17 protein-coding genes and 1 pseudogene are annotated in these 19341 nt (G+C 69.7%); 8 read left to right on the top strand and 10 right to left on the bottom strand.

The window, feature by feature from the left end; translation table 11 throughout:
• Window positions 1-831 carry an enoyl-CoA hydratase-related protein gene (locus tag C1746_RS09670; protein WP_414627960.1) on the bottom strand — a complete coding sequence of 277 codons (831 nt, stop codon included), beginning with the start codon at window positions 829-831 and terminating at the stop codon, window positions 1-3.
• A gap of 150 nt (window positions 832-981) precedes the next feature.
• Here C1746_RS09670 and C1746_RS09665 point away from each other — a divergent pair, with 150 nt between their 5' ends.
• Both C1746_RS09665 and C1746_RS09660 read left to right on the top strand, forming a co-directional pair.
• On the top strand, window positions 982-1656 hold the full coding sequence (locus tag C1746_RS09665; protein ID WP_116714396.1) for a hypothetical protein: 675 nt from the start codon (window positions 982-984) through the stop codon (window positions 1654-1656).
• Window positions 1653-2921, top strand: coding sequence for an MFS transporter (locus C1746_RS09660; protein WP_116714395.1), 1269 nt, complete (start codon window positions 1653-1655; stop codon window positions 2919-2921). The genes C1746_RS09665 and C1746_RS09660 overlap by 4 nt, the downstream gene beginning before the upstream one ends.
• Here C1746_RS09660 and C1746_RS09655 read toward each other — a convergent pair.
• From C1746_RS09655 to C1746_RS09640, 4 genes are all read right to left on the bottom strand, one after another.
• Complete coding sequence (locus tag C1746_RS09655) at window positions 2900-4519, bottom strand: carboxyl transferase domain-containing protein (RefSeq protein WP_116714394.1); 1620 nt, start codon at window positions 4517-4519, stop codon at window positions 2900-2902. The genes C1746_RS09660 and C1746_RS09655 overlap by 22 nt on opposite strands.
• Window positions 4520-4596: 77 nt before the next feature.
• Window positions 4597-5517, bottom strand: coding sequence for a hypothetical protein (locus C1746_RS09650; RefSeq protein ID WP_116714393.1), 921 nt, complete (start codon window positions 5515-5517; stop codon window positions 4597-4599).
• Between the two features lie 28 nt (window positions 5518-5545).
• Window positions 5546-6343: a biotin--[acetyl-CoA-carboxylase] ligase gene (locus C1746_RS09645; RefSeq protein ID WP_162867577.1), complete on the bottom strand. Its 798-nt coding sequence runs from the start codon at window positions 6341-6343 to the stop codon at window positions 5546-5548.
• 50 nt (window positions 6344-6393) lie between these two features.
• Window positions 6394-9111, bottom strand: coding sequence for a putative bifunctional diguanylate cyclase/phosphodiesterase (locus tag C1746_RS09640; RefSeq protein ID WP_116714391.1), 2718 nt, complete (start codon window positions 9109-9111; stop codon window positions 6394-6396).
• A gap of 185 nt (window positions 9112-9296) precedes the next feature.
• Between C1746_RS09640 and C1746_RS23190 the strand changes: the two are divergent.
• From C1746_RS23190 to C1746_RS09625, 4 genes and pseudogenes are all read left to right on the top strand, one after another.
• Window positions 9297-9422: pseudogene (locus C1746_RS23190) on the top strand (hypothetical protein); the annotation flags it as partial.
• On the top strand, window positions 9374-10816 hold the full coding sequence (locus tag C1746_RS09635; protein WP_414627959.1) for an acyl-CoA carboxylase subunit beta: 1443 nt from the start codon (window positions 9374-9376) through the stop codon (window positions 10814-10816). The pseudogene C1746_RS23190 and the gene C1746_RS09635, both read left to right, overlap by 49 nt.
• Window positions 10813-11313, top strand: a complete 501-nt coding sequence (locus tag C1746_RS09630) for a PH domain-containing protein (protein ID WP_116714389.1) — start codon at window positions 10813-10815, stop codon at window positions 11311-11313. Before C1746_RS09635 ends, C1746_RS09630 begins: the two co-directional genes overlap by 4 nt.
• Window positions 11310-11525 carry an acyl-CoA carboxylase epsilon subunit gene (locus tag C1746_RS09625; RefSeq protein WP_116714388.1) on the top strand — a complete coding sequence of 72 codons (216 nt, stop codon included), beginning with the start codon at window positions 11310-11312 and terminating at the stop codon, window positions 11523-11525. The genes C1746_RS09630 and C1746_RS09625 overlap by 4 nt, the downstream gene beginning before the upstream one ends.
• On the opposite strand, the gene C1746_RS09620 is transcribed toward C1746_RS09625, so the two are convergent.
• Window positions 11512-12042: a plastocyanin/azurin family copper-binding protein gene (locus C1746_RS09620; RefSeq protein WP_116714387.1), complete on the bottom strand. Its 531-nt coding sequence runs from the start codon at window positions 12040-12042 to the stop codon at window positions 11512-11514. The two genes, C1746_RS09625 and C1746_RS09620, sit on opposite strands and share 14 nt — an antisense overlap.
• A gap of 165 nt (window positions 12043-12207) precedes the next feature.
• Here C1746_RS09620 and C1746_RS09615 point away from each other — a divergent pair, with 165 nt between their 5' ends.
• Both C1746_RS09615 and C1746_RS09610 read left to right on the top strand, forming a co-directional pair.
• The gene (locus C1746_RS09615) at window positions 12208-13995 is read left to right on the top strand and encodes an acetyl/propionyl/methylcrotonyl-CoA carboxylase subunit alpha (RefSeq protein ID WP_240598872.1); all 1788 of its coding nucleotides are present in this window, start codon (window positions 12208-12210) and stop codon (window positions 13993-13995) included.
• Between the two features lie 14 nt (window positions 13996-14009).
• Window positions 14010-15134, top strand: coding sequence for a GGDEF domain-containing protein (locus C1746_RS09610; RefSeq protein WP_116714386.1), 1125 nt, complete (start codon window positions 14010-14012; stop codon window positions 15132-15134).
• A 39-nt stretch (window positions 15135-15173) separates the two neighbouring features.
• On the opposite strand, the gene C1746_RS09605 is transcribed toward C1746_RS09610, so the two are convergent.
• The 4 genes from C1746_RS09605 to C1746_RS09590 form a co-directional block, all read right to left on the bottom strand.
• Window positions 15174-16604, bottom strand: a complete 1431-nt coding sequence (locus tag C1746_RS09605; RefSeq protein WP_240598871.1) for an NAD(P)H-quinone dehydrogenase — start codon at window positions 16602-16604, stop codon at window positions 15174-15176.
• A 23-nt stretch (window positions 16605-16627) separates the two neighbouring features.
• Entirely contained in the window at window positions 16628-17602 is a 975-nt protein-coding gene (gene glpX / locus C1746_RS09600) for a class II fructose-bisphosphatase (protein WP_116714384.1), read from the bottom strand.
• Window positions 17603-17665: 63 nt separating this feature from the next.
• On the bottom strand, window positions 17666-18448 hold the full coding sequence (locus tag C1746_RS09595) for an enoyl-CoA hydratase/isomerase family protein (RefSeq protein WP_116714383.1): 783 nt from the start codon (window positions 18446-18448) through the stop codon (window positions 17666-17668).
• A 10-nt stretch (window positions 18449-18458) separates the two neighbouring features.
• Complete coding sequence (locus C1746_RS09590; RefSeq protein WP_116715650.1) at window positions 18459-19277, bottom strand: SGNH/GDSL hydrolase family protein; 819 nt, start codon at window positions 19275-19277, stop codon at window positions 18459-18461.
• Window positions 19278-19341 lie beyond the last annotated feature (64 nt).

The raw sequence follows: 19341 nt of genomic DNA, 5'->3' as shown, positions 1-19341 counted from the left end.
CTAGCTCTCGTCCGACCCGGCAGCTGACCTGGCGGACTGGTCGGACGTCGGTGCGACAGCGGGTTCGTGGGGCACCCACGACGCCGGGCGCTTCTCGAAGAAGGCGGCCATGCCCTCCTGCCCCTCCGGCCCGCTCCGCAGACCGGCGATGACACCCGGTGTGATCGTGGTCGCGTCGTCCAGGGGCACCGAGACACGCTCGGGCATCTGCTTCGCCACACCCACCGCTCGAGGTCCTGCCTTGAGCACCCGGCGGATGCTGCCGGCGACCGCGTCGTCCAGCGAGTCCAGATCGGGGACCACCTCGTGGACCAGCCCGATGTGGTGCGCGCGCGTGGTGTCGAACAGCTCACCCGTGACGAACAGGGCCCGGGCGTGGGACTGGCCGATCTTGCGCACGACGTACGGCGCGATCACCGCCGGTGCCAACCCGAGGACCACCTCGGTCAATCCGAAGAGGGCACCCTCCACGGCGATGACGATGTCACATACGGCGGCCAGGCCCGTACCTCCCGCGATGGCGTGTCCGTTCACCCGGCCGATCAGCGGCCTCGGGAGGTCCCAGAGCGCGCGGAACATGGCGTTCATCCTCACGGCGTCGGCGTGGTTCTCCTCCGTCGTGTGGGCCGCCATCCCCTTCATCCAGTTCAGGTCGCCTCCGGCGCTGAAGACCGAGCCGGCCCCGGTGAGCACGACCACGCGTGCCTGGTCATCCTGAGCCAACCGTGTGGCTGCCAGGGTGAGCTCGGCGATGAGCCCGGCGTCGAAGGCGTTACGAACCGCCGGACGGTCGATGGTCAGGGTCACCACCCCACGCAGGTCCTGGCGCACGCGGAGGGAGGAGAGTTCGGCCGCCCAGATCGGCTCATTGGCGGCGTGGCCGTTCGGCGTCGCGGTGCTCACGCCGTCGAATCTAGGCCATACGATGCAGCCGGACGCGCCCCCGAGTGGAGGGGTCGTCCGCCGGACCCGGAGGCCTTGATGCCGATCCTGCTCACCGCACTGCTCAGCTCCGCCACCACGGTTGGGGCGTTGTACCTGCTGTGGCGCGGCGTCCTGGCGCCGGATCTGGAGCGGCGCGCCGCGGTCGTCGTCGACGATCTCGAGACGCGCGCCGGTGTGGTCGTGGACGATCTCGAGACGCGCGCCGGTGTGGTCGTGGACGATCTCGAGACCCGGGCCCACGCGCTGGCCGAGGAGAAGCTGGCCGAGGCGGAGGAGCGGGCCCAGGCGTTGGCTGATGCCAACCTGAGGGAGGCAGAGCGACGCGCGCAGGCGCTGGCCGACCAGCGACTCGACGAGCTCGAGCGGCGCGCGAAGGACCTGGCGGACCAGACCCTGCGGGAGCTCGAGGAGCGGGCACAGGCCCTGGCGGACGAGAAGACCAGGGCGGCCACCGAGGAGCTGACGGCGGCCGGTGAGGCGCTCATACCCCGCGTGCGGCGGGGTGTGCGGGATGGCATCCAGGATGCGCTGCTCACGCCACCGGACCGACTGACCCAGACGGCGCGTGACATGACCAACGTCGGCGTCAACGTGATGGAGTCGAGCCTGCGCCGCATCTTCGGCACGCCGCCACCGGGCAGCAGCCGGCGCGAGGGAGAGTGGCCGACCAACCCGGGCGGCGAGCCGAGCAGCAACCCGGACCCCGAGTGATCAGACCGACCGAGTCAGGCGGGCGGCAGGCCCTCCTGATCACGACCCTGGCCCTCGCGATGACCGTCGCCGTGCTGCTGCAGGTCGCGTTCGGGGCGTTGGGCCCGTTCCTGACCCGGGATCTCGGCCTGTCACGCACCCAGTTGGGCAGCCTGACCACGGCCATGTACGTCAGCGCAGCGGCACTCAGCATGTCCGCCGGACGCTGGAGTGACCGGCTGGGCGCCCGCATGCCGCTGATGGCACTCTTCGGGAGCATGGCTGCCAGCGTGCTGGTGGTGGCGGTCTCACCGGACTATCCGTGGCTGATCCTCGGATCGCTCTCCTGCGGCTTCGCCATCGCGATCGCCAATCCGGTCACCAACATGGTGATCCAACGCCAGGTCCGACCGGCCAGTCAGGGCATCGTCACCGGGGTGAAGCAGGCCGGCATCCAGGTCGGCGTCTTCGTCGGCAGTGCCGCGCTGCCGGTGGTCGCGACCGTCAGCAACTGGCGCATTGCCGTTGCCACCTGCATCGCGGTCTGTCTCCTCGGGCTGGTGCTCACGCGGCAGACGGTAGCGCCGCAGTCGACTGCCCCCGACGGGCCCTCCCCGCGGACGAAGACTGATCGGTTGCCGCCTGGGACCGGCTGGTTGACGGTGTACGCCCTGGCAATGGGCATGGGGATCTCGAGCGTCAGCGCCTACCTGCCCCTCTTCGCGGTGGAGGATCTGCACCTCACCGAGACGGTGGCCGGCTGGACCTCGGCCGTCGTCGGCGCCATCGCCATCCTCGCCCGCCTCGGCTGGGGTCAGCTGGCCGACCGGGTGGCATCCACCGTCCGCTGGGCCCTGGTCGTGATGGGTGCCGTGGCCGTGGTCGGGGCCCTGGGGCTGGCCGTCACGACCAGCGACCGGCAGCTGCTGCTCTGGGGATCAGCCATCCTGATCGGCTCCAGCCTGGCCGCCTGGAACGGCGTGGCGATGTTGGCCGTGATCCGGCAGGCCCCTCGGTCCGTGGCTGGGGTGGCATCGGGTGTCGTGCTGATCGGGTTCTACGGTGGCTTTGCGCTCGGTCCGGTGCTCTTCGGCTGGATCGTGGACCGGCAGGGCATCTATGCCCAGGGCTGGACGATGGTTGCGCTGGTCACGGCTGCGGCCACCCTGCTCGCCGTCATCTGGCGGCGTCGCGCCTTCTCAGCGTCTGCTGCCACCCCTAATGCGGTGATTCCCCCCGGGTCAGGGACGCCGCCGCTGAGGACTCACATGCGGAACACGCCATAGGAGGGATCCGCCACCGGTGCGTTGGCACAGGCCGACAGGGCCAGGCCGAGGACCATGCGGGTGTCGAGCGGGTCGATGACGCCGTCGTCCCACAGGCGAGCGGTTGAGTAGTAGGGATGGCCCTGCCGCTCGTACTGCTCCAGCAGTGGCGCCTTGAACGCCTCGTCATCCGCTGCCGTCCACGCCTCACCGCGAGCCTCGGCCCGGTCGGCCTGGATGGTTGCCAGGACCGTGGCGGCCTGCTCGCCGCCCATCACGCTGATCCGCGCGTTCGGCCACATCCACAGGAATCGGGGTGAGTAGGCCCGGCCGGCCATGCCGTAGTTGCCCGCCCCGAACGACCCACCGATCACCACGGTCAGCTTGGGGACGCTGGCCGTCGATACGGCCGTGACCAGCTTCGCCCCGTCCTTGGCGATGCCGCCGGCCTCATAGTCACGGCCGACCATGAAGCCGGAGATGTTCTGCAGGAACACCAGCGGCGTCTTCCGCCGGTCACACAGCTCGATGAAGTGCGCGCCCTTGAGTGCCGACTCGCGGAAGAGGATGCCGTTGTTGGCGATGATGCCGACCGGATGACCCATGATGTGGGCGAAGCCCGTGACCAGGGTCGTGCCGTAGAGGGCCTTGAACTCGGCGAAGCGGGAGTCGTCGACCACCCGCGCGATGACCTCTCGCACGTCGTACGGGGTCTTGGTGTCGGGGGGGACGACGCCGTACAACTCCTCGGGGTCTGCCGCTGGGTCCTTACCGGCTACGACGGTCCAGGGGACGGCAGGCTTCGGGGCGAAGGAGGCGACGATCTGCCGAACGATCTGCACCGCGTGTGCGTCGTTGTCCGCCAGGTGGTCGGTCACGCCACTGGTCCGGCTGTGCAGGTCGCCTCCACCCAACTCCTCGGCGGTCACCACCTCCCCGGTAGCGGCTTTCACCAACGGTGGCCCGCCCAGGAAGATGGTGCCCTGGTTGCGGACGATGACGGTCTCGTCGCTCATCGCGGGTACGTAGGCACCACCAGCCGTGCAGGATCCCATCACGGCGGCGACCTGGGGGATGCCGCGCTTGGACAGGTTGGCTTGGTTGTAGAAGATCCGGCCGAAGTGGTCCCGGTCGGGGAACACCTCGTCCTGCTTGGGCAGGAACGCGCCGCCGGAGTCGACCAGGTAGATGCACGGCAGGTGGTTCTGCAGCGCCACCTCCTGTGCGCGGAGGTGCTTCTTGACCGTCATCGGGAAGTACGTGCCGCCCTTGACGGTGGCGTCGTTGGCCACGATCACGCACTCACGCCCGCTGACGCGGCCGACGCCGGTGATCACGCCAGCACTCGGAGCGTCGCCGTCGTAGAGACCGTGAGCCGCCATCGGGGACAACTCGAGGAACGGGGACAGCGGATCGAGGAGGGCGTCGACCCGGTCGCGCGGCAACATCTTCCCGCGGTCGGTGTGCCTGGCTCGGGCTCGCTCGCCGCCTCCGAGTGCCACCGCGGCGAGCTGCTCGGCCAGGTCTGCGGCGAGGGCCGTGTTGGCGTCCGACCAGGTGGGGTAGGTGTCATCCCGGCGCCCAGCCGCCGGCGTCAACTGGGGATACGGCGTCGTCATCGCGGTGATCCTAGTACCGCGACTCCTCCCCCATTCGGGCGTGGAGGTCTTGTACCGAGGACCGTGTTGGCCGCCGGCTACTCGAAGATGCTGTTCAGTCGGTCGACGAACCGCTCGAAGATGCCTCGGGCCACATCCTCATCGACGGACGGCAGCTCGGGGATGTCGACCTCACCGACATCGGGGACCTCGAAGACCGGCCCATCGCCGCCGAACTCCGGCAGCTGGACGTCCGGCAGGTCCAGCCCGGCCTCCTCCGCCGCCTGCTCGGCTTGCTGGGCGGCCTCGGCAGCCTGCTGGGCCGCAGCGGCAGCTGCAGCCTCGGCCGTGGCCACCGCCTCCTCCCGTGCAGCGACTGCCTGCTCACGACCATCAAGCGTCGCCTGCAACTCCTCGAGCGCGGTCTCCCGCTCGGCCAGCGCCGCCTCCCGCCCGGCCTGCGCCTGGTCGACCGCCGCCTGATCACCGGCGACCTGCGCCCGGGCCTCGGCCAGCTCGGCATCCCGCTGCGCCAGGGCCGCCTCCAGCTCGGCGATGCGCGCCTGCTGCTCGGCCGACGACTGCTGCGCCTCGAGCAGTGCCTGCTGGGCCGCCTGCTCGTCGAGCACGACCTGGCGGTCCTCCTCGGGCAGGAGCAGGAGGGTCAGGATCGCACCGATCAGCAGCGCCGCGATCGCCGTGAGCACCATGGTCGTGGTGGTCCAGGACCGCTTGCCCGAGTCCGGGCCGGCAGGAGGCTCGGACGGCGGTACTGCGGCCGGCCCAGCCTCCGCCTCAGCGTGGTCGATCATCGTGCGCTCGTCCGCCACGTACTCCTCGGTGTAGGACGTGGTCGGAGGTCGGACCTGTGCGGCTTCGGTCTGGCCCAGCACCTGCGTGCGCTCCCGCGGATCAGGCGCCGTGCCCAGCTGCGGGGGCGGCATCGGCTCGCGGCTCGGCGGCCGTGCTCCCGCGGGTGGCAGCGCCTCGGTCGGCTCAACTGGTTTGGAATCGTTCATCGCACCTGACCATGCTAATCCGGTTCGGTCAGGCCCTCTCGTCCGGATGGCCCGCCGGGCGGATGTGGGTCACCTCACCGGCGGTGACCGTGACTCGGCGACCATCGGCCAGGCTCAGTTGCAGGTGCCCTGCCGTGGTCACGCCAACGGCGCGGCCGGTCATCGACCGGTCCCCCACGGTCGCGGAGACAGTCCGTCCGATGGTGACGCAGGACGGGACGTAGCGCGGCACGACGCCGCCTGGATCACGCTCCAGTTCCTCGAGCTCCGCGTCCAGCCGCGTGACCAGCCGGCCCAGCAGATCCCAGCGGTCGACGTCTTGACCGGCCGCCTCGGCGAGGGACGTGGCCTGGATCGCCGGGGGCGGGTCGACGTCACGCCAGTCCACGTTGATCCCGACGCCGATCACGATCAGCTCATCCTGGGACTCGGTCAGGATCCCGGCAGCCTTCGCCTCGCCGATCAGCAGGTCGTTCGGCCACTTCAGCCCCACCCGTGGGGTGACAGGGTCCAGAGCCTCCCGGATCGCCTGGATGAGCGCTGCGCCCGCCGCCAAGGTGACCAGCGAGCGGCTGGCGGCATCGAGGCGGAGCTCCACGGCCAGGCTGAACATCAGTGAGGTGCCAGGCGGCGCATACCAGCTCCGTCCCCGGCGGCCGCGGCCAGCGGTCTGCTCATCAGCGATCAGCAACGTGCCGGGTGGGGCCGGGCGGCCCAGCAACGCCGCGTTGGTCGAGCCGATGGACGGCACGTAGGACGCCGAGGAGACCAGACGAGTCTGCTGCAACCCACGCAGGAACTCGGCGGGTGGATCAGTCGCTGGCACCCGCCTGATGCTAGAGCTCGAGCTGAGGGAGCACGCCGTCCAGGTGGGTATCAGGCCATCCAGGTGTCGGTGACCGAGAGCGGCCCGACCAGTGCGGTCTGCCCCTGCAGCCGCCGCTCCAGCTCGTCACTGACGATGGGCTTGCACAGCAGGAAGCCCTGCAGGGCGTCAGCCCCGAGCTCGGTGAGCCCGTCGGCCTCCTCCTGCGTCTCGATACCCTCGGCGGTGACCGACAGGCCCAACAGGTGGCCGGTGTTGACCATCAACTCGACCAGGGACCGGTCGGTGGACTCCTCCATCTTGGCGACGAAGCTCCGGTCGATCTTGAGCGTGTCGACCGGCAGGCTCCGGAGGTGCGCCAGAGACATGTAGCCCGTCCCGAAGTCGTCCAGCGCGATCTTGACACCCATGGAGCGAAGCGCGGTCAGCTGCTGGGCGGCGCCCCGCTCGTCGTCGAGCACTGCGGTCTCGGTGACCTCGATCATCAGGGACTGCGGTTCGATGTAGAACTCGTCGAGGACGGCCCGCACGTCCTTCGCCAGGGTCCCGTTGCCGACGTGACGGCCGGAGATGTTGACTGCCACCGGAATGCCTGACAGGCCCGGGTGGGACTGCCACGCCGCGATCTGTCTGGCCACGGCACGGAGGACCCACCGGTCCAACTCGACGATCAGGTCGCTGCGCTCGGCCACCGGGATGAACTCCCCGGGTGAGACGAAGCCGACCTCGGGCCGATCCCACCGGATCAGGGCCTCGAGCGACATGGCCGCCCCCGTACGGGTGTCGATGGCCGGCTGGAAGACGAGGTGGAACTCGTCGCCGTCCATGGCCGCCCGGATGGCATCCTCCATCTCGCCCTGTTCCAGCAGATGGCGGCGCATGTCCTCGTCGCACACCGCGACCTGGCCGCGGCCCTCCAGCTTGGCTTGGGCGACCGCCATGTCGGCGTCTCGGAACAGCTCCTCCGGCGTGGCCGCCGGATCGGAGGTGAAGGCGACACCGATGCTCGCGTCGGGGATCACCGTCACACCCGCGGCGGTGATGGGTTCGTTCAGGCGCTCGCCGACCCGCTTGGCAACGGCCGCGGCGTGCTCGATCCGGCCGAGATCCTGGGCGACCACGACGAACTCGTCGCCACCCATGCGTCCGACCAGATCCGTGTCCCGTGAGACTTCGAGCAGCCGGTCGGAGAGGATGCGCAGGACCATGTCACCGACGAGGTGGCCGTGCTCCTCGTTGATCTCCCGGAAGCCGTCGAGGTCGACGAAGAGCAGGGCGATGGAGGTGTCGCGCCGTGACAGCCGCCACAGCGCCTCCTCCAGGTGGGTCATGATCGCACGGCGGTTCGGCAGGGTGGTCAGTCCGTCGTGGCTGGCCTCGTGGGAGAGCTGCCGCTGGAACTCCTCTCGCTCGGCGAGCGAGGCCGCAAGCCTGGTCACCGTTCGTTGGAGGGAGACGCCGAGCCGACCGGCCACCGACTGGTTCAGGACCGGGTCGTCCAGGCGCTCTGCCGCCAACGCGGCGGCCTGTTGCTCCGCCAGTCGGACCGACGCGACAGCCTCGTTCAGGACGCCGGCCGCGATCCGGAGTTCGCGCGGGCCCTGCTCGTCGGCCGTCTTGTCGAGGTGACCGTCCCGGAGCGCCCGGGCGACCGCTTCCATGCGCCGGACCGGACCGACGACCACCACGAACAGCGATGTGCCCAGCAGGACGAGGACCATGCCGAAGCCGACCGCCCAGCCCAACGTCCGGTTGCGGATCAGTCGGGCCTCGTCCGCGGCGTCGGTGGCTGCCTGGTTGACCTGGGACAGGGCCGTGTCGACCAGGACGTCGAACTGCTCGGCCAACAGCTCACTGTCGGCAGTGGCGGCACCGATGATCTCGACGGCCTCGCTGATCTGGTCGATGTCGATGTTCTCGGCGAAGAGGGGGACGTCGACGGCGGGATCGCGGGCCCCGGAGAGGCTGAACTGCTCGACGGCGTCCTCGAAGCGTGCGATGAGTCGGCGGTTCTCCGGCGAGTCGTGGATGGCGCGCCACTGCTCCCCCACGTCGGTTCCCGCGGCGACCACATCCAGATCGCGAGCGGCACGCCGCAACTGCGCGACGCCGTCACTGAGCTGTCGGACCTGGCTGGTGTCGGGAGCGCTCACGGGAGCCACCAGCGCGCCCCACTGTGGGACCAGACCAGCCTGGGCCACCTGCACCGCGGCAACGGCTTCGGCGACCCGCACAGCCGCGATGAGCTGACCGCCGCGACCGGAATCAACCGCTGCTGCGGTCAGGGTCTGGACCTCCTGGTCGATGGCCACGTCGATCACTTCGGCGGCGGCGTTGAAGCCATCGAACACCTGCTGGATCTCCGCGCCCTCGACCTGCGGGCGCAGGTCCGCCAGGAGCTGGTGGATCTCGTCGTCATCCAACTGGGCCAGCAGCTGATCGACGACCTCACGGGAGTCCGTGAGGGCTGCCTCGAAGTCGAGCCCGACCGTCGCCAGGATGAAGGGTGGGATCTCGGCGGGGATCTCCTCGCTGCCCATGGCTGACACCGACGCGTTGGTCTCAACCCGGATCGCCGGCGCAAGCCGCAGCAGGACACCAAGTCGGTCAGCGGACTCCGTCGCACTGGTGGAGGCATCCACGCGCTGATCGGCTTCGATCAACTCGATCCCCGTCGTGAACAGCAACGGGACGAGGAGGAGCAGGCCGCCGACCAGGAGCAGGCCGCGAATGCTGGGCAGGCGGCGAGCGAACTGCGGGAGACTCATGGAGTGTGGGTCGGCCTGCCACGAGGGCACCTTGAGGGCCAACGTCCCCGGCCCGCCGGAGAGCCACCTGACCGCTGGGACGGGCCACGTCCTCCAGCTACCAGTCCCCTGGGTGAGCGGGGTAGCCTCCGTCCCCGTGTCTGCCACCACCGCGTCCAAGCTCGAAACACTTCGTCGTCGGATGGATGAGGCGCTTCACGCCGCCTCCGAGAGCTCCATCTCCAAACAGCACGAGAAGGGCAAGCTCACGGCGCGGGAACGGATCGATCTGCTGCTCGATGACGGGAGCTTCGTCGAGCTCGACCGGCTGGCCGTCCACCGGGCCACTGGGTTTGGTCTGGAGGACAAGAAGGTTCCCGGAGACGGCGTCGTGACGGGCTACGGCACGATCGAGGGTCGACAGGTCTGCGTGTTCGCCCAGGACTTCACGGTCTTCGGCGGGTCCCTCGGCGAGGTCTTCGCGGCCAAGATCACCAAGGTCATGGGACTGGCGCTCAAGATGGGCGTGCCGATGATCGGATTGAACGACTCCGGCGGGGCCCGGATCCAGGAGGGTGTCGTGGCGCTCGGTGGCTACGGCGAGATCTTCCACGCCAACGTCCAGGCCAGCGGCGTCATCCCCCAGATCTCGGCCATCATGGGCCCGTGCGCCGGTGGCGCGGTCTACAGCCCGGCCATGACCGACTTCATCTTCATGGTGAAGGAGACCTCCCACATGTTCATCACCGGACCCGAGGTGATCAAGACCGTCACCGGCGAGGACGTGAGCATGGAGGAGCTCGGCGGCGCGATGAGCCACAACACCAAGTCCGGTGTCGCCCACTTCGCCTCCGACGACGAGGAGGCCTGCATCGCCGACCTCGTCTACCTGCTGTCCTTCCTCCCGCAGAACAACCTGGAGGAGCCGCCGTACGAGACGCCGACCGACGACCCCGAACGCGCGGACGAGGAGCTCAACACCTTCCTGCCCGACTCCTCGAACGTCCCCTACGACATGCGGGACATCATCGGCCGAGTCGTCGACGATGGCGAGTTCCTGGAGGTGCAGCAGCACTTCGCCACCAACATCGTGATCGGCTTCGCCCGGCTGAACGGTCACGTCGTCGGCATCGTGGGCAATCAGCCCATGTCGCTCGCCGGGACCCTGAACATCGAGGCGTCGGAGAAGGGCGCGCGCTTCGTCCGGACCTGCGACGCGTTCAACATCCCGATCATCACCTTCGAGGACGTCCCCGGCTTCCTGCCGGGAACCGAGCAGGAGTGGAACGGCATCATCCGCCACGGCGCGAAGCTGCTCTACGCCTACTGCGAGGCGACCGTGCCGAAGCTGACCGTGATCACGAGAAAGGCCTACGGGGGCGCCTACGACGTCATGGGCTCCAAGCACGTGGGGGCCGACATCAACCTGGCGTGGCCCTCCGCCGAGGTGGCGGTCATGGGTCCGCAGGGAGCGGTCAACATCCTCTACCGCAGGGAGTTGGCTGCCGCGGAGGAGGCCGGGGAGGACGTCGAGGCCAAGCGCGCCGAGTTCATCGAGTACTACGATGAGCGGTTCGCCACCCCCTACATCGCGGCGGAGCGCGGCTACGTCGATGATGTCATCGAGCCGGCCAACACCCGCCCAGCGCTGATCAAGGCACTCGAGTTGGCGCGGACCAAGCGGGAGCCGGCCCCGGCACGCAAGCACGGCAACATCCCGCTGTGAGCGACGGCGACCCCCAGTTCGCGGCCGCGGACCTCGACCGCGTCGGCCGCGCCACCACCCAGTTCACCCTCGGGTTGACCTTCATGATTCCGGCCGGGATTGGACTCCTGAGTGGGTCCGCGGCGCTGGTGCTGCTGATGGTGCTGATCAGTGCCACGACGATGGGCCTGTCCTGGGCGATGGGCCCGACCGGGTATGACCTCGACGGCACCACGCTGGCGGTCCGCCGGCGGTTCTGGCGCCCCTGGTCCGCGGATGTGGACGGGTTCAGTCGGCACGATGACCCAGGTCGCCTGGGCATCCGGATCGGCGGATCGAGTGGCGTCTTCGGCTGGTACGGCCGCTTTCGTCGCAGCGACCTGGGGATCTTCCGGGCCTATCTGACCACCCGCGAGGAGACCCACGTGATCCCGCTGACCACGTCCAGAGGGGTCGTGGTCGTCAGCCCGGCTGACCGTCGGGGGATGGTTCGTGCGCTGAAGCGGGTGCTGCGATGAGCGAGGACCACCTGCGCATCACCGTCACGTCCGGCCATGCCACGGCCGAGGAGGTCGCGGCCCTCAGCATGGCTGTGCTCGCCCTGGCGTCATCGGCTGGTGGGCCCCCGCCGGCGGCCTCTTCCTCGGCGTGGGCCTACGCGGCGCGCCGGGAGGCAACCGGTGTGGCCCCGCTACGGTCGGCTGCCGACCCGCGGCTCACTCGACGGTGACCGTGCCTTCCATGCCGGCGGCGCGGTGGCCGGCGATGGAGCAGTAGTAGGTGTAGGTCCCGGGAGGGATGGACACCTGCGCAGTGTCGACGCCGGGGCCGTCCAACTCGAGCAGGATCCGGTCACCCTCGAACCCCTCGATGACCACGTTGTGCGGCGTCCCTGCCGTCAACTCCATCGCCAGCAGCGCGCCGTCTGCGGGGATGGTCGAGGGAGCGGAGGTGTAGACCAGACTGGAATCGGCCGTCCACACCGCGTCAGCCTCCTCCAGACCCTCACCACCACTCTCACCGCCTTCGCCGTCCTCGCCCTCCTCGACCTCGGCGACACGAAGGGCGGCAGGAACCTGGTCGTTGGCACTGACCTCCGGTTCCTGCTGCGTGCAGGCGCTCAACGTCATTGCGAGGACGACGAGCAGCAGCAGCGGCGCAGATCGTCGCCAGCCGGCCGAGAATCCTGCCGGCTCGGACGCCGGCGGCTCGGGCGACGGTTGGGGGATCGACGGTGACGAACGCATGAAGGGGCGAGACTCCTGGGGCGGATCTGGCAGAACGACAGTGAAGGGTACGCCGTCAACCGCTCGATTCACCAAGGCGGTGTCGGCTGGGGTGCACGACCCCGAGTTGGATACCATCCGGCGCGCTCGTCCCGCCCCACCAACACCACCTCGAAAGGCCCTGCAGTGACGGCTCCCCTCCCCGACCCACCGAGCGCAGCGTTGGCCGATCTGGGTCCCGTCCTGGTCGCCAACCGAGGCGAGATCGCCCTCCGGGTGTTCCGTGCCTGCGCCGACCTCGGACTCGAGTCGATCGCGGTCTACTCCGAGGCCGATCGGGATGCACCCTGGCTGTCCGCGGCGGACGCCGCCTACCTGCTCGGGCCTGCTCCGGCGGCGGAGTCCTACCTCAACATCGCCCGCATCACCGAGGTGATCGAGCAGTCAGGAGCGGGTGCGGTGCACCCGGGGTACGGGTTCCTGTCAGAGAACGCCGACTTCGCCCGGGCGATGACCGAGTCAGGTGTGACCTGGGTGGGACCGCCGCCTGCGTCCATCACCGCGATGGGCGACAAGATCTCCGCCCGCGAGGCCGCACGGGCCGCCGAGTGCCCCCTGGTCCCCGGGATGATGGAGCCGACGGATGACCCCGAGGAGGTCAAGGCCTTCGCCGCAGAGCACGGCTACCCGCTGATCATCAAGGCGGCCTTCGGCGGTGGCGGACGCGGCATGAAGGTCGTGCGCGGTGACGGGGACCTCCTCGAGGCGCTGGAGAGTGCCCAGCGCGAGGCCGTAGCCGCCTTCGGTCGGGGGGAGGTCTACGTGGAGCGCTACCTGGCCCGACCCCGGCACATCGAGATCCAGATCCTGGCCGACACCCACGGCAACACCCTCTACCTCGGCGACCGTGACTGCTCGACCCAGCGTCGACACCAGAAGCTGATCGAGGAGGCGCCGGCCCCCGGTCTTCCCGATGAGGTTCGCGCCGCCATGGGGGCCTCCGCGGTCCGCGTGTCCGAGCAGGTCGGCTACACCGGTGCCGGCACGTGTGAGTACCTGTACGAGGACGGCGACTTCTACTTCCTGGAGATGAACACGCGCCTGCAGGTCGAGCACCCGGTCACCGAGCAGGTCACCGGTGTGGACCTGGTCGAGTGGCAGCTGCGGGTCGCTGCCGGTGAGGCCCTGCCCTTCACCCAGGACGACGTGCGACTCGAGGGCCACTCGATCGAGGCGCGCATCAACGCCGAGAACGTCGGCATGGGGTTCGTCCCCTCCCCGGGGCTGATCACCGGCTGGCAGGCGCCGTCGGGTCCCGGTGTCCGTGTCGATGGGGTCGGGGCAGCCGGCTGGGAGATCCCGCGGAGCTACGACTCGCTCATCGCGAAGCTGATCACCACGGGGGCGGACCGGGAACAGGCACGCCGCAGGATGATCCGTGCGCTCGGCGAGTTGACCATCGAGGGTGTGCCCACGACCCAGGACTTCTTCGAGGTCGCGTTCGGCCACGAGGACTTCATCGCCGGCTCCACCTCGACCATCAGCGTCGAGACGGAGTGGGACCTCTCCGGGATCGCCGCCGCGCCGGCACCGGCCGCCGCTGATGATGACGACCAGGCCACCCAGCCGCTCGTGGTGGAGGTCGGCGGCAAGCGCCTCGAGGTAACCGTCCACGGCCTCGCCGCGGTTGCTGGCGCGCCGGCTGCGGCCAAGCCGAAGCGCCGCCGCGGATCGACCGGTGGTGGCCAGGCCGTGTCCGGCGATGACCTGGCCGCACCGATGCAGGGGACCATCGTCAAGACCGCCGTCGAGGACGGCGAGGAGGTTGCCGAGGGCGACCTGGTCCTGGTGCTCGAGGCGATGAAGATGGAGAACGCGATCAAGGCACACAAGGCGGGCTCCGTGTCCTTGAGGGCGGCCGCGGGGGACGTGGTGAACTCCGGCGACGTCCTTGCGACCATCGTGGATACGTAGGACCCTACGGAGGCGTGACCAGCAGTCCCGCGACACCCTCCGAGGAGAGCCAAGCCGACATCGTCGAGCACGCGGCTCTCGTGGCCTCGCTCCGGTCGGCGGCCTCCAACGCCCTCGCCGGCACCTTCGTGGGGCCGGTGGTGCTGGCTGCGATGCTGCTGGTGGGTGGCGCGGCGCCGGCCTTGGCCATCGGTGTGCCGCTGGTCCTGGCGGTGGTCACCGGCGTGCTGGCGCTGCGGACGAGGCAGGTGGCCTCCAGTCCGACGTTGGCTGACCTCGAACCGGGCCTGCGGGGGATCTACATCCTGCTGTTCGCCCACGGCCTCCTCACCGGCGGGACGACCCTGATCCCCATGGATCCAGCCGGGCTGGACAATCCGATGTACCCGGTCCTCCTGGCGTCGGTCACGGTGATCGTCGCGGCCAACCTGCCGACGGCCTTCGCACGCACCAGCATGTTCCTGGTCACCTGCGTGCCGATGATCGCACTCGCGGCGCTGAGCGCCCTCCTGGTCGGCGGGATCGGCATCATCCTGGCTGTCGGCATCACGATCGTCGGGGGGATCCTCTTCTTCAATGCGCGACAGGCCGGGGCGGCGTTCCGCACGGCGTCGGAGCTTCGGATCCGCAACGAGGCACTGGTCCGGGAGCTCGAAGCCTCCAACGAGCAGCTCGACCGCCTGGCGCACACCGATGCCCTGACAGACATCCCCAACCGTGCTGGCTTCGCCCGCTACCTGGAAGCCCGCCTGGCCCGACAAGGCCAGTCTGCGGTGCTCTTCTTGGACCTGGACGGCTTCAAGGCCGTCAACGATGCATTCGGCCATCAGGGTGGCGATCGGGTCCTGACCGAGGTCGCGGCCCGGATCTCCGATGTGCTCCGGGACGAGGATGTCGTGGCCCGCTTGGGGGGTGATGAGTTCGTCGTGGTGGGCAACGCCACCCATGAGCGAGCACTCGACGTCCTGGCCGACCGGATTCGGGACGTCATCAGCCGGCCCATCATCATCGACGGTCGGCCGGTGCAGGTCGCCGCCTCGATGGGGATGGCACTGGCCACGGCGGACGAGTCGGTCGAGGCGATCATCGCTCGGGCCGACACGGCCATGTACCAGGAGAAGCGACGGGCGCGGGCCTGACGGGCGGACGTCAGGCGGGGGTCGGCCAGGTCGTGGCGTTCAGGCGCTCGCGCCCGCTTGGAGCCCCATGAGCTGGCGTGCCGCCTCTGCTGTCGAGCCGCCCATCGACGGGTAGATGGCGAAGGCCTGGGCGACCTGGCTGACGCTCAGCCGGTGGTGGACGGCCACGCTGAGCGGTGTGATCAGATCGCTGGCGTTGTCGGCGACGACGGTCGCACCCACCACGGTTCCGGACCCCTTCAACGCGTGGATCTTGACGAACCCGACGGTCGCCTCCTCCATCTTCGCCCGCGGGTTGCCCGCGAAGTTCAGGCGCAGGGTGTCGGCACCCAACTCCTCGGCGGCGATCTCCTCACCCGACTTGCCGACGGTGGCCACCTGCGGTGAGGTGAAGACGCAGGCGGCGACGGCGTCCCACCGCAACGGCGCGACGGCCATGCCGAGGGCGTGGTACATGGCGTTGCGGCCCTGCATGGCCGCGACACTGGCCAGCATGATCCGACCGGTCACGTCTCCGGCAGCGTAGACCGTGCGGATGTTCGTCCGGCTGACCGCGTCGACCTGGACGAACCCGTGCTCGTCGATGTCGACACCGGCGGACTCGAGACCCAGGCCACGGGAGGCCGGGACCTGGCCCACGCAGAACAAGACGTGGCTGCCCTCGATCCACTCCTCCTCAGTGCCGTCCGGGGCGGCGATCTTGACCCGGACACCCTCGCCGGTCACGTCGCAGTCGCCCGCACGTCGCCGACGGTGGATGGTCATGCCCCAGCGCTCGAACTCGCCTTCGAGCACTCGCGCGGCGTCGGTGTCCTCGCTGGGCAGGATGACGTCGCGGGAGCTGACCAGATGGACGTCCACGCCCATCTTGGCGAAGGCTTGGGCGTACTCGGCGCCGGTGACACCCGAGCCGACCACGATCAGCCGGTCTGGCTTGCTGGTCAGGTTGAACAGCTCCCGTGAGGTGAAGACCCGCTCCCCGTCGGGCTCGAAGAACGGCAGGATCCGCGGCGTGGAGCCCGTGGCCACGAGAACGACGTCGCCGTGGTGAGCGGTTGCCGTGCCGTCCTCGGCGGTGACCTCGACCGTGTCGGGTCCGGCCAGTCGACCCCAGCCCCTGATGATGCGGGCGCCCGCGGCCTCGACGTTTGACTCGATGTCGGCGGACTGGCTGAGGCCCAGACGGCGAACGCGGTCCATGACCTCACCGATGTCGGCCTCGGTGGCCGAGGCCACGTTGTCCGACCCGTCGCCCTTGAGGTGGACCCCCAACCGTTCGGCCTTCTGCATCGACCCCATGGCAACCGAGGAGACGACCATGGCCTTGGAGGGGACGCAGTCCCAGAGGACGGAGTTGCCCCCCAACCCCTCGGCGGACACGACGGTGACGTCGGCCCCTTGTTCGGCCGCGACCAGTGCGGCCTCGTACCCGCCCGGGCCACCTCCCAGAATGACGATTGAAGGCTTCACGGCCGCCAACCGTACCTGGCGTCCTACTGGCCGAGGGCGCCGAGCTCCTCGAGCTTCCGATCCGTGTGGTCCGCCAGGATCCGCCGGACGGTCCCCGAGCTTCCCCGCATCACCAGGGAGTCGGTCGACACGCCGTGACCGGTGTAGTTCACGCCCGCCAGCAGTTCCCCGCTGGTCACACCCGTGCAGACGAAGAAGGTGTCCGGACTGGCGACCAGCTTCTCCGTCGTCAGGATCTCCTCGAGGTCGAACCCGTCCGCACGAGCCCGCGCCGCCTCGTCGGTGTCCCGGGCCCACAGTCGGCCGAGCATCTCACCGCCGAGCGCCCGGATGGCGCAAGCCGTCCCCACACCCTCCGGGGTCCCGCCGATGCCCACGCAGAGGTCGATGGAGCGGTCCGGCATTGCCGCCAGCAGTCCGCCCGCGACGTCGCCGTCCATGATCAGCCGCAGCCGTGCGCCGGCGTCCCGGATCTCCTGGGCCATCGTCGCGTGACGCTCACGGTCCAGCATGATCACCGTGAGGTCGCTGACGTTCTTGGACTTCGCCTTGGCGATCTGCTTGAGGTTCTCGGTGGTCGGCGCATCGATGTCGATCACGCCGACAGCGTCGGCACCCACCACCCACTTCTCCATGTAGACCATGGGTCCCGGGTCGAACATGGTCCCGCGCGGCGACATCGCGAGGACCGCCAGCGCCCCGGGCCGGCCCTGGGCGAGCAGCGTGGTCCCATCGACCGGATCGACGGCGATGTCGGTCGCCGGGCCGTTCCCAGAGCCCACCGTCTCCCCGTTGAACAGCATCGGGGCCTCGTCCTTCTCCCCCTCCCCGATCACCACGACCCCGGCCATGTCGACGGTGGTCAACATGTGCCTCATGCCGTCGACGGCGGCTTGGTCGCCGGCCTCCTTGTCGTTTCGGCCCATCCACCGTCCGGCCGCGATCGCGGCGGCTTCGGTGGCCCGGACGAGTTCGAGTGCGAGGTTGCGGTCAGCCATGGCGCGGACCCTACCCCGCGGTCGGATCCGCAGACCAAGCGGGCAGGGACGGATTCGGTGCGCTCAGCGGTGCTTCCACGCGGTGGCCGACCACCCCGAGGTGGTCTTCGGGTTGGGCTGGTTGAGCGAGGTGTAGTCGCCTCCGGCCTCCGCCAGCGCGTGGATGGCGTCGTTCTCGGCCTGCACCCGATCCCCGAGGCCGGAGAAGCGGTCGAACATGGCCTTGAGGTAGGTCACGGTGTGCGGGTCGCCCGCCGCGATGGTCTCTGCGACCTGGACCGCGGTGCTGAGCACGGCCTCGGCGGGTGCGAGGCGCTGCACCAGCCCGATCCGGTGTGCCTCGGTTCCGTCGATGGTCCGTGCGGAGAGGACCAGGTCCTTGGCGGTGCCGAGCCCGACCAGTCCCACCAGCTTGGCGGCACCGACCGGGACCCCCATCCGGGTCCCGGGGAACCGCATCGTGATGTCGGTCGAGGCCACCCGGATGTCACAGGCGGTCGCCACCTCGGCTCCCCCTCCGACGCACGAGCCGACGACGGCGGCGACCACGGCCTTCGGACACATCGCCACCGTCTCGTACACCTGGCCGAACAGCTCCATGCGCCGGACCTGGCCGGCGCGGTCCAGTTCCTCCTTCAGGTCAGCACCGGCCGAGAAGTGGCCGGCGTCGCCGGTCAGGACGATGGCGGCGACATCGTCGTCACCGACGGCGTCGGTCAGGGTGTCCAGCAGCACCATCAGAAGACGGGTGTCCATCGCGTTGCGGACCGCCGGCCGCGAGAGCGTCACCACACGGATGCGTCCCCTCGACTCGAGCTGATGGTCGGCGATGGTCACGGGGGGCATGGCGGGCAGGCTAGCGGCTGACCCTCGGTGGCCGGGCGACTGGTACCGCGGCCAGTGGCCGCTTCGGCGGCTGCCCGGCGATCAGCCGGCGTCGGTCCAGTCGTCGGACGACGAACCTGGGCGCGACCAGCACCGTCCTGACGAGCCGCTCACCCGTCGATGCCGTGCGGCACGTCGGCCCCTCAGGCGCGGTTGGCACAGCGACACCGAGAGCCGTGGCGAAGGCGCTGGCGAGCAGGTGGTGGCCGCGCGGACCTGGGTGAACCCGGTCGAGCGCCAGGTCCTCGGCTGTGAGCTGCACGTCGTGGTGGAGGTCCACCAGCCGGATGCCGTGACGGGCCGCCGTGGCACGGGTGATCGCGTTCAGCTGTCGGACCCGTCCGCGGAACAGCCGGCCGACATCGCTGATCTCCGCGATGTCCGGCAGGGTGGCGGTCAGGATGGCCGCCGCGGGGGCCCGACGCCTGGCGGCCCCGAACAGCGCTTCCACGCGGCTGGCCATGCGGTCTGGATTGAAGTGCAGCGCGATCACGTCGTTCACACCCGCGATCACGGTGATGAGGTCGGGGCTGTACTGCGGGATCCGCGGCACCTGATGCGCCAACACCTCGGCCACGCGGACGCTGGGGCGAGCGAGGTTCGCGTACTGCAACTGCGGGTGGGTCCGTGCGAGCCCCAGGGCGAGCAGGTCGGCGAACCCGCGTAGCCCGCCCGCTGGGTCCGGGTCTCCCTTCCCCTCCGTCAGGCTGTCACCGAGGGCCAGGTACCGCTCCAGCCGGGCCGACGTGTCCCGGGCCGGATGGGGGGCGGCATCCATGACGGCTGTCATGGTCTTGACGATAGCCACGGCAGCCAACGGACGGCATCCGTGGTGACCCTGACCCGTGAACCGG

This window comes from Euzebya tangerina (assembly GCF_003074135.1).
In the GTDB taxonomy this organism is placed as follows: Bacteria; Actinomycetota; Nitriliruptoria; order Euzebyales; family Euzebyaceae; genus Euzebya; species Euzebya tangerina.
Note: the sequence above shows the minus strand (reverse complement) of the source record. Positions and strands in the feature narration are given on the sequence as shown.

Excerpts from the sequence above, each read along its gene's own strand:
- C1746_RS09595 (WP_116714383.1), bottom strand. The coding sequence starts at position 18,448 with ATGCCCCCCGTGACCATCGCCGACCATCAGCTCGAGTCGAGGGGACGC.
- C1746_RS09640 (WP_116714391.1), bottom strand. The coding sequence starts at position 9,111 with ATGAGTCTCCCGCAGTTCGCTCGCCGCCTGCCCAGCATTCGCGGCCTG.
- C1746_RS09655 (WP_116714394.1), bottom strand. The coding sequence starts at position 4,519 with ATGACGACGCCGTATCCCCAGTTGACGCCGGCGGCTGGGCGCCGGGAT.
- C1746_RS09650 (WP_116714393.1), bottom strand. The coding sequence starts at position 5,517 with ATGAACGATTCCAAACCAGTTGAGCCGACCGAGGCGCTGCCACCCGCG.
- C1746_RS09620 (WP_116714387.1), bottom strand. The coding sequence starts at position 12,042 with ATGCGTTCGTCACCGTCGATCCCCCAACCGTCGCCCGAGCCGCCGGCG.
- C1746_RS09665 (WP_116714396.1), top strand. The coding sequence starts at position 982 with ATGCCGATCCTGCTCACCGCACTGCTCAGCTCCGCCACCACGGTTGGG.
- C1746_RS09590 (WP_116715650.1), bottom strand. The coding sequence starts at position 19,277 with ATGACAGCCGTCATGGATGCCGCCCCCCATCCGGCCCGGGACACGTCG.
- glpX (WP_116714384.1), bottom strand. The coding sequence starts at position 17,602 with ATGGCTGACCGCAACCTCGCACTCGAACTCGTCCGGGCCACCGAAGCC.
- C1746_RS09625 (WP_116714388.1), top strand. The coding sequence starts at position 11,310 with ATGAGCGAGGACCACCTGCGCATCACCGTCACGTCCGGCCATGCCACG.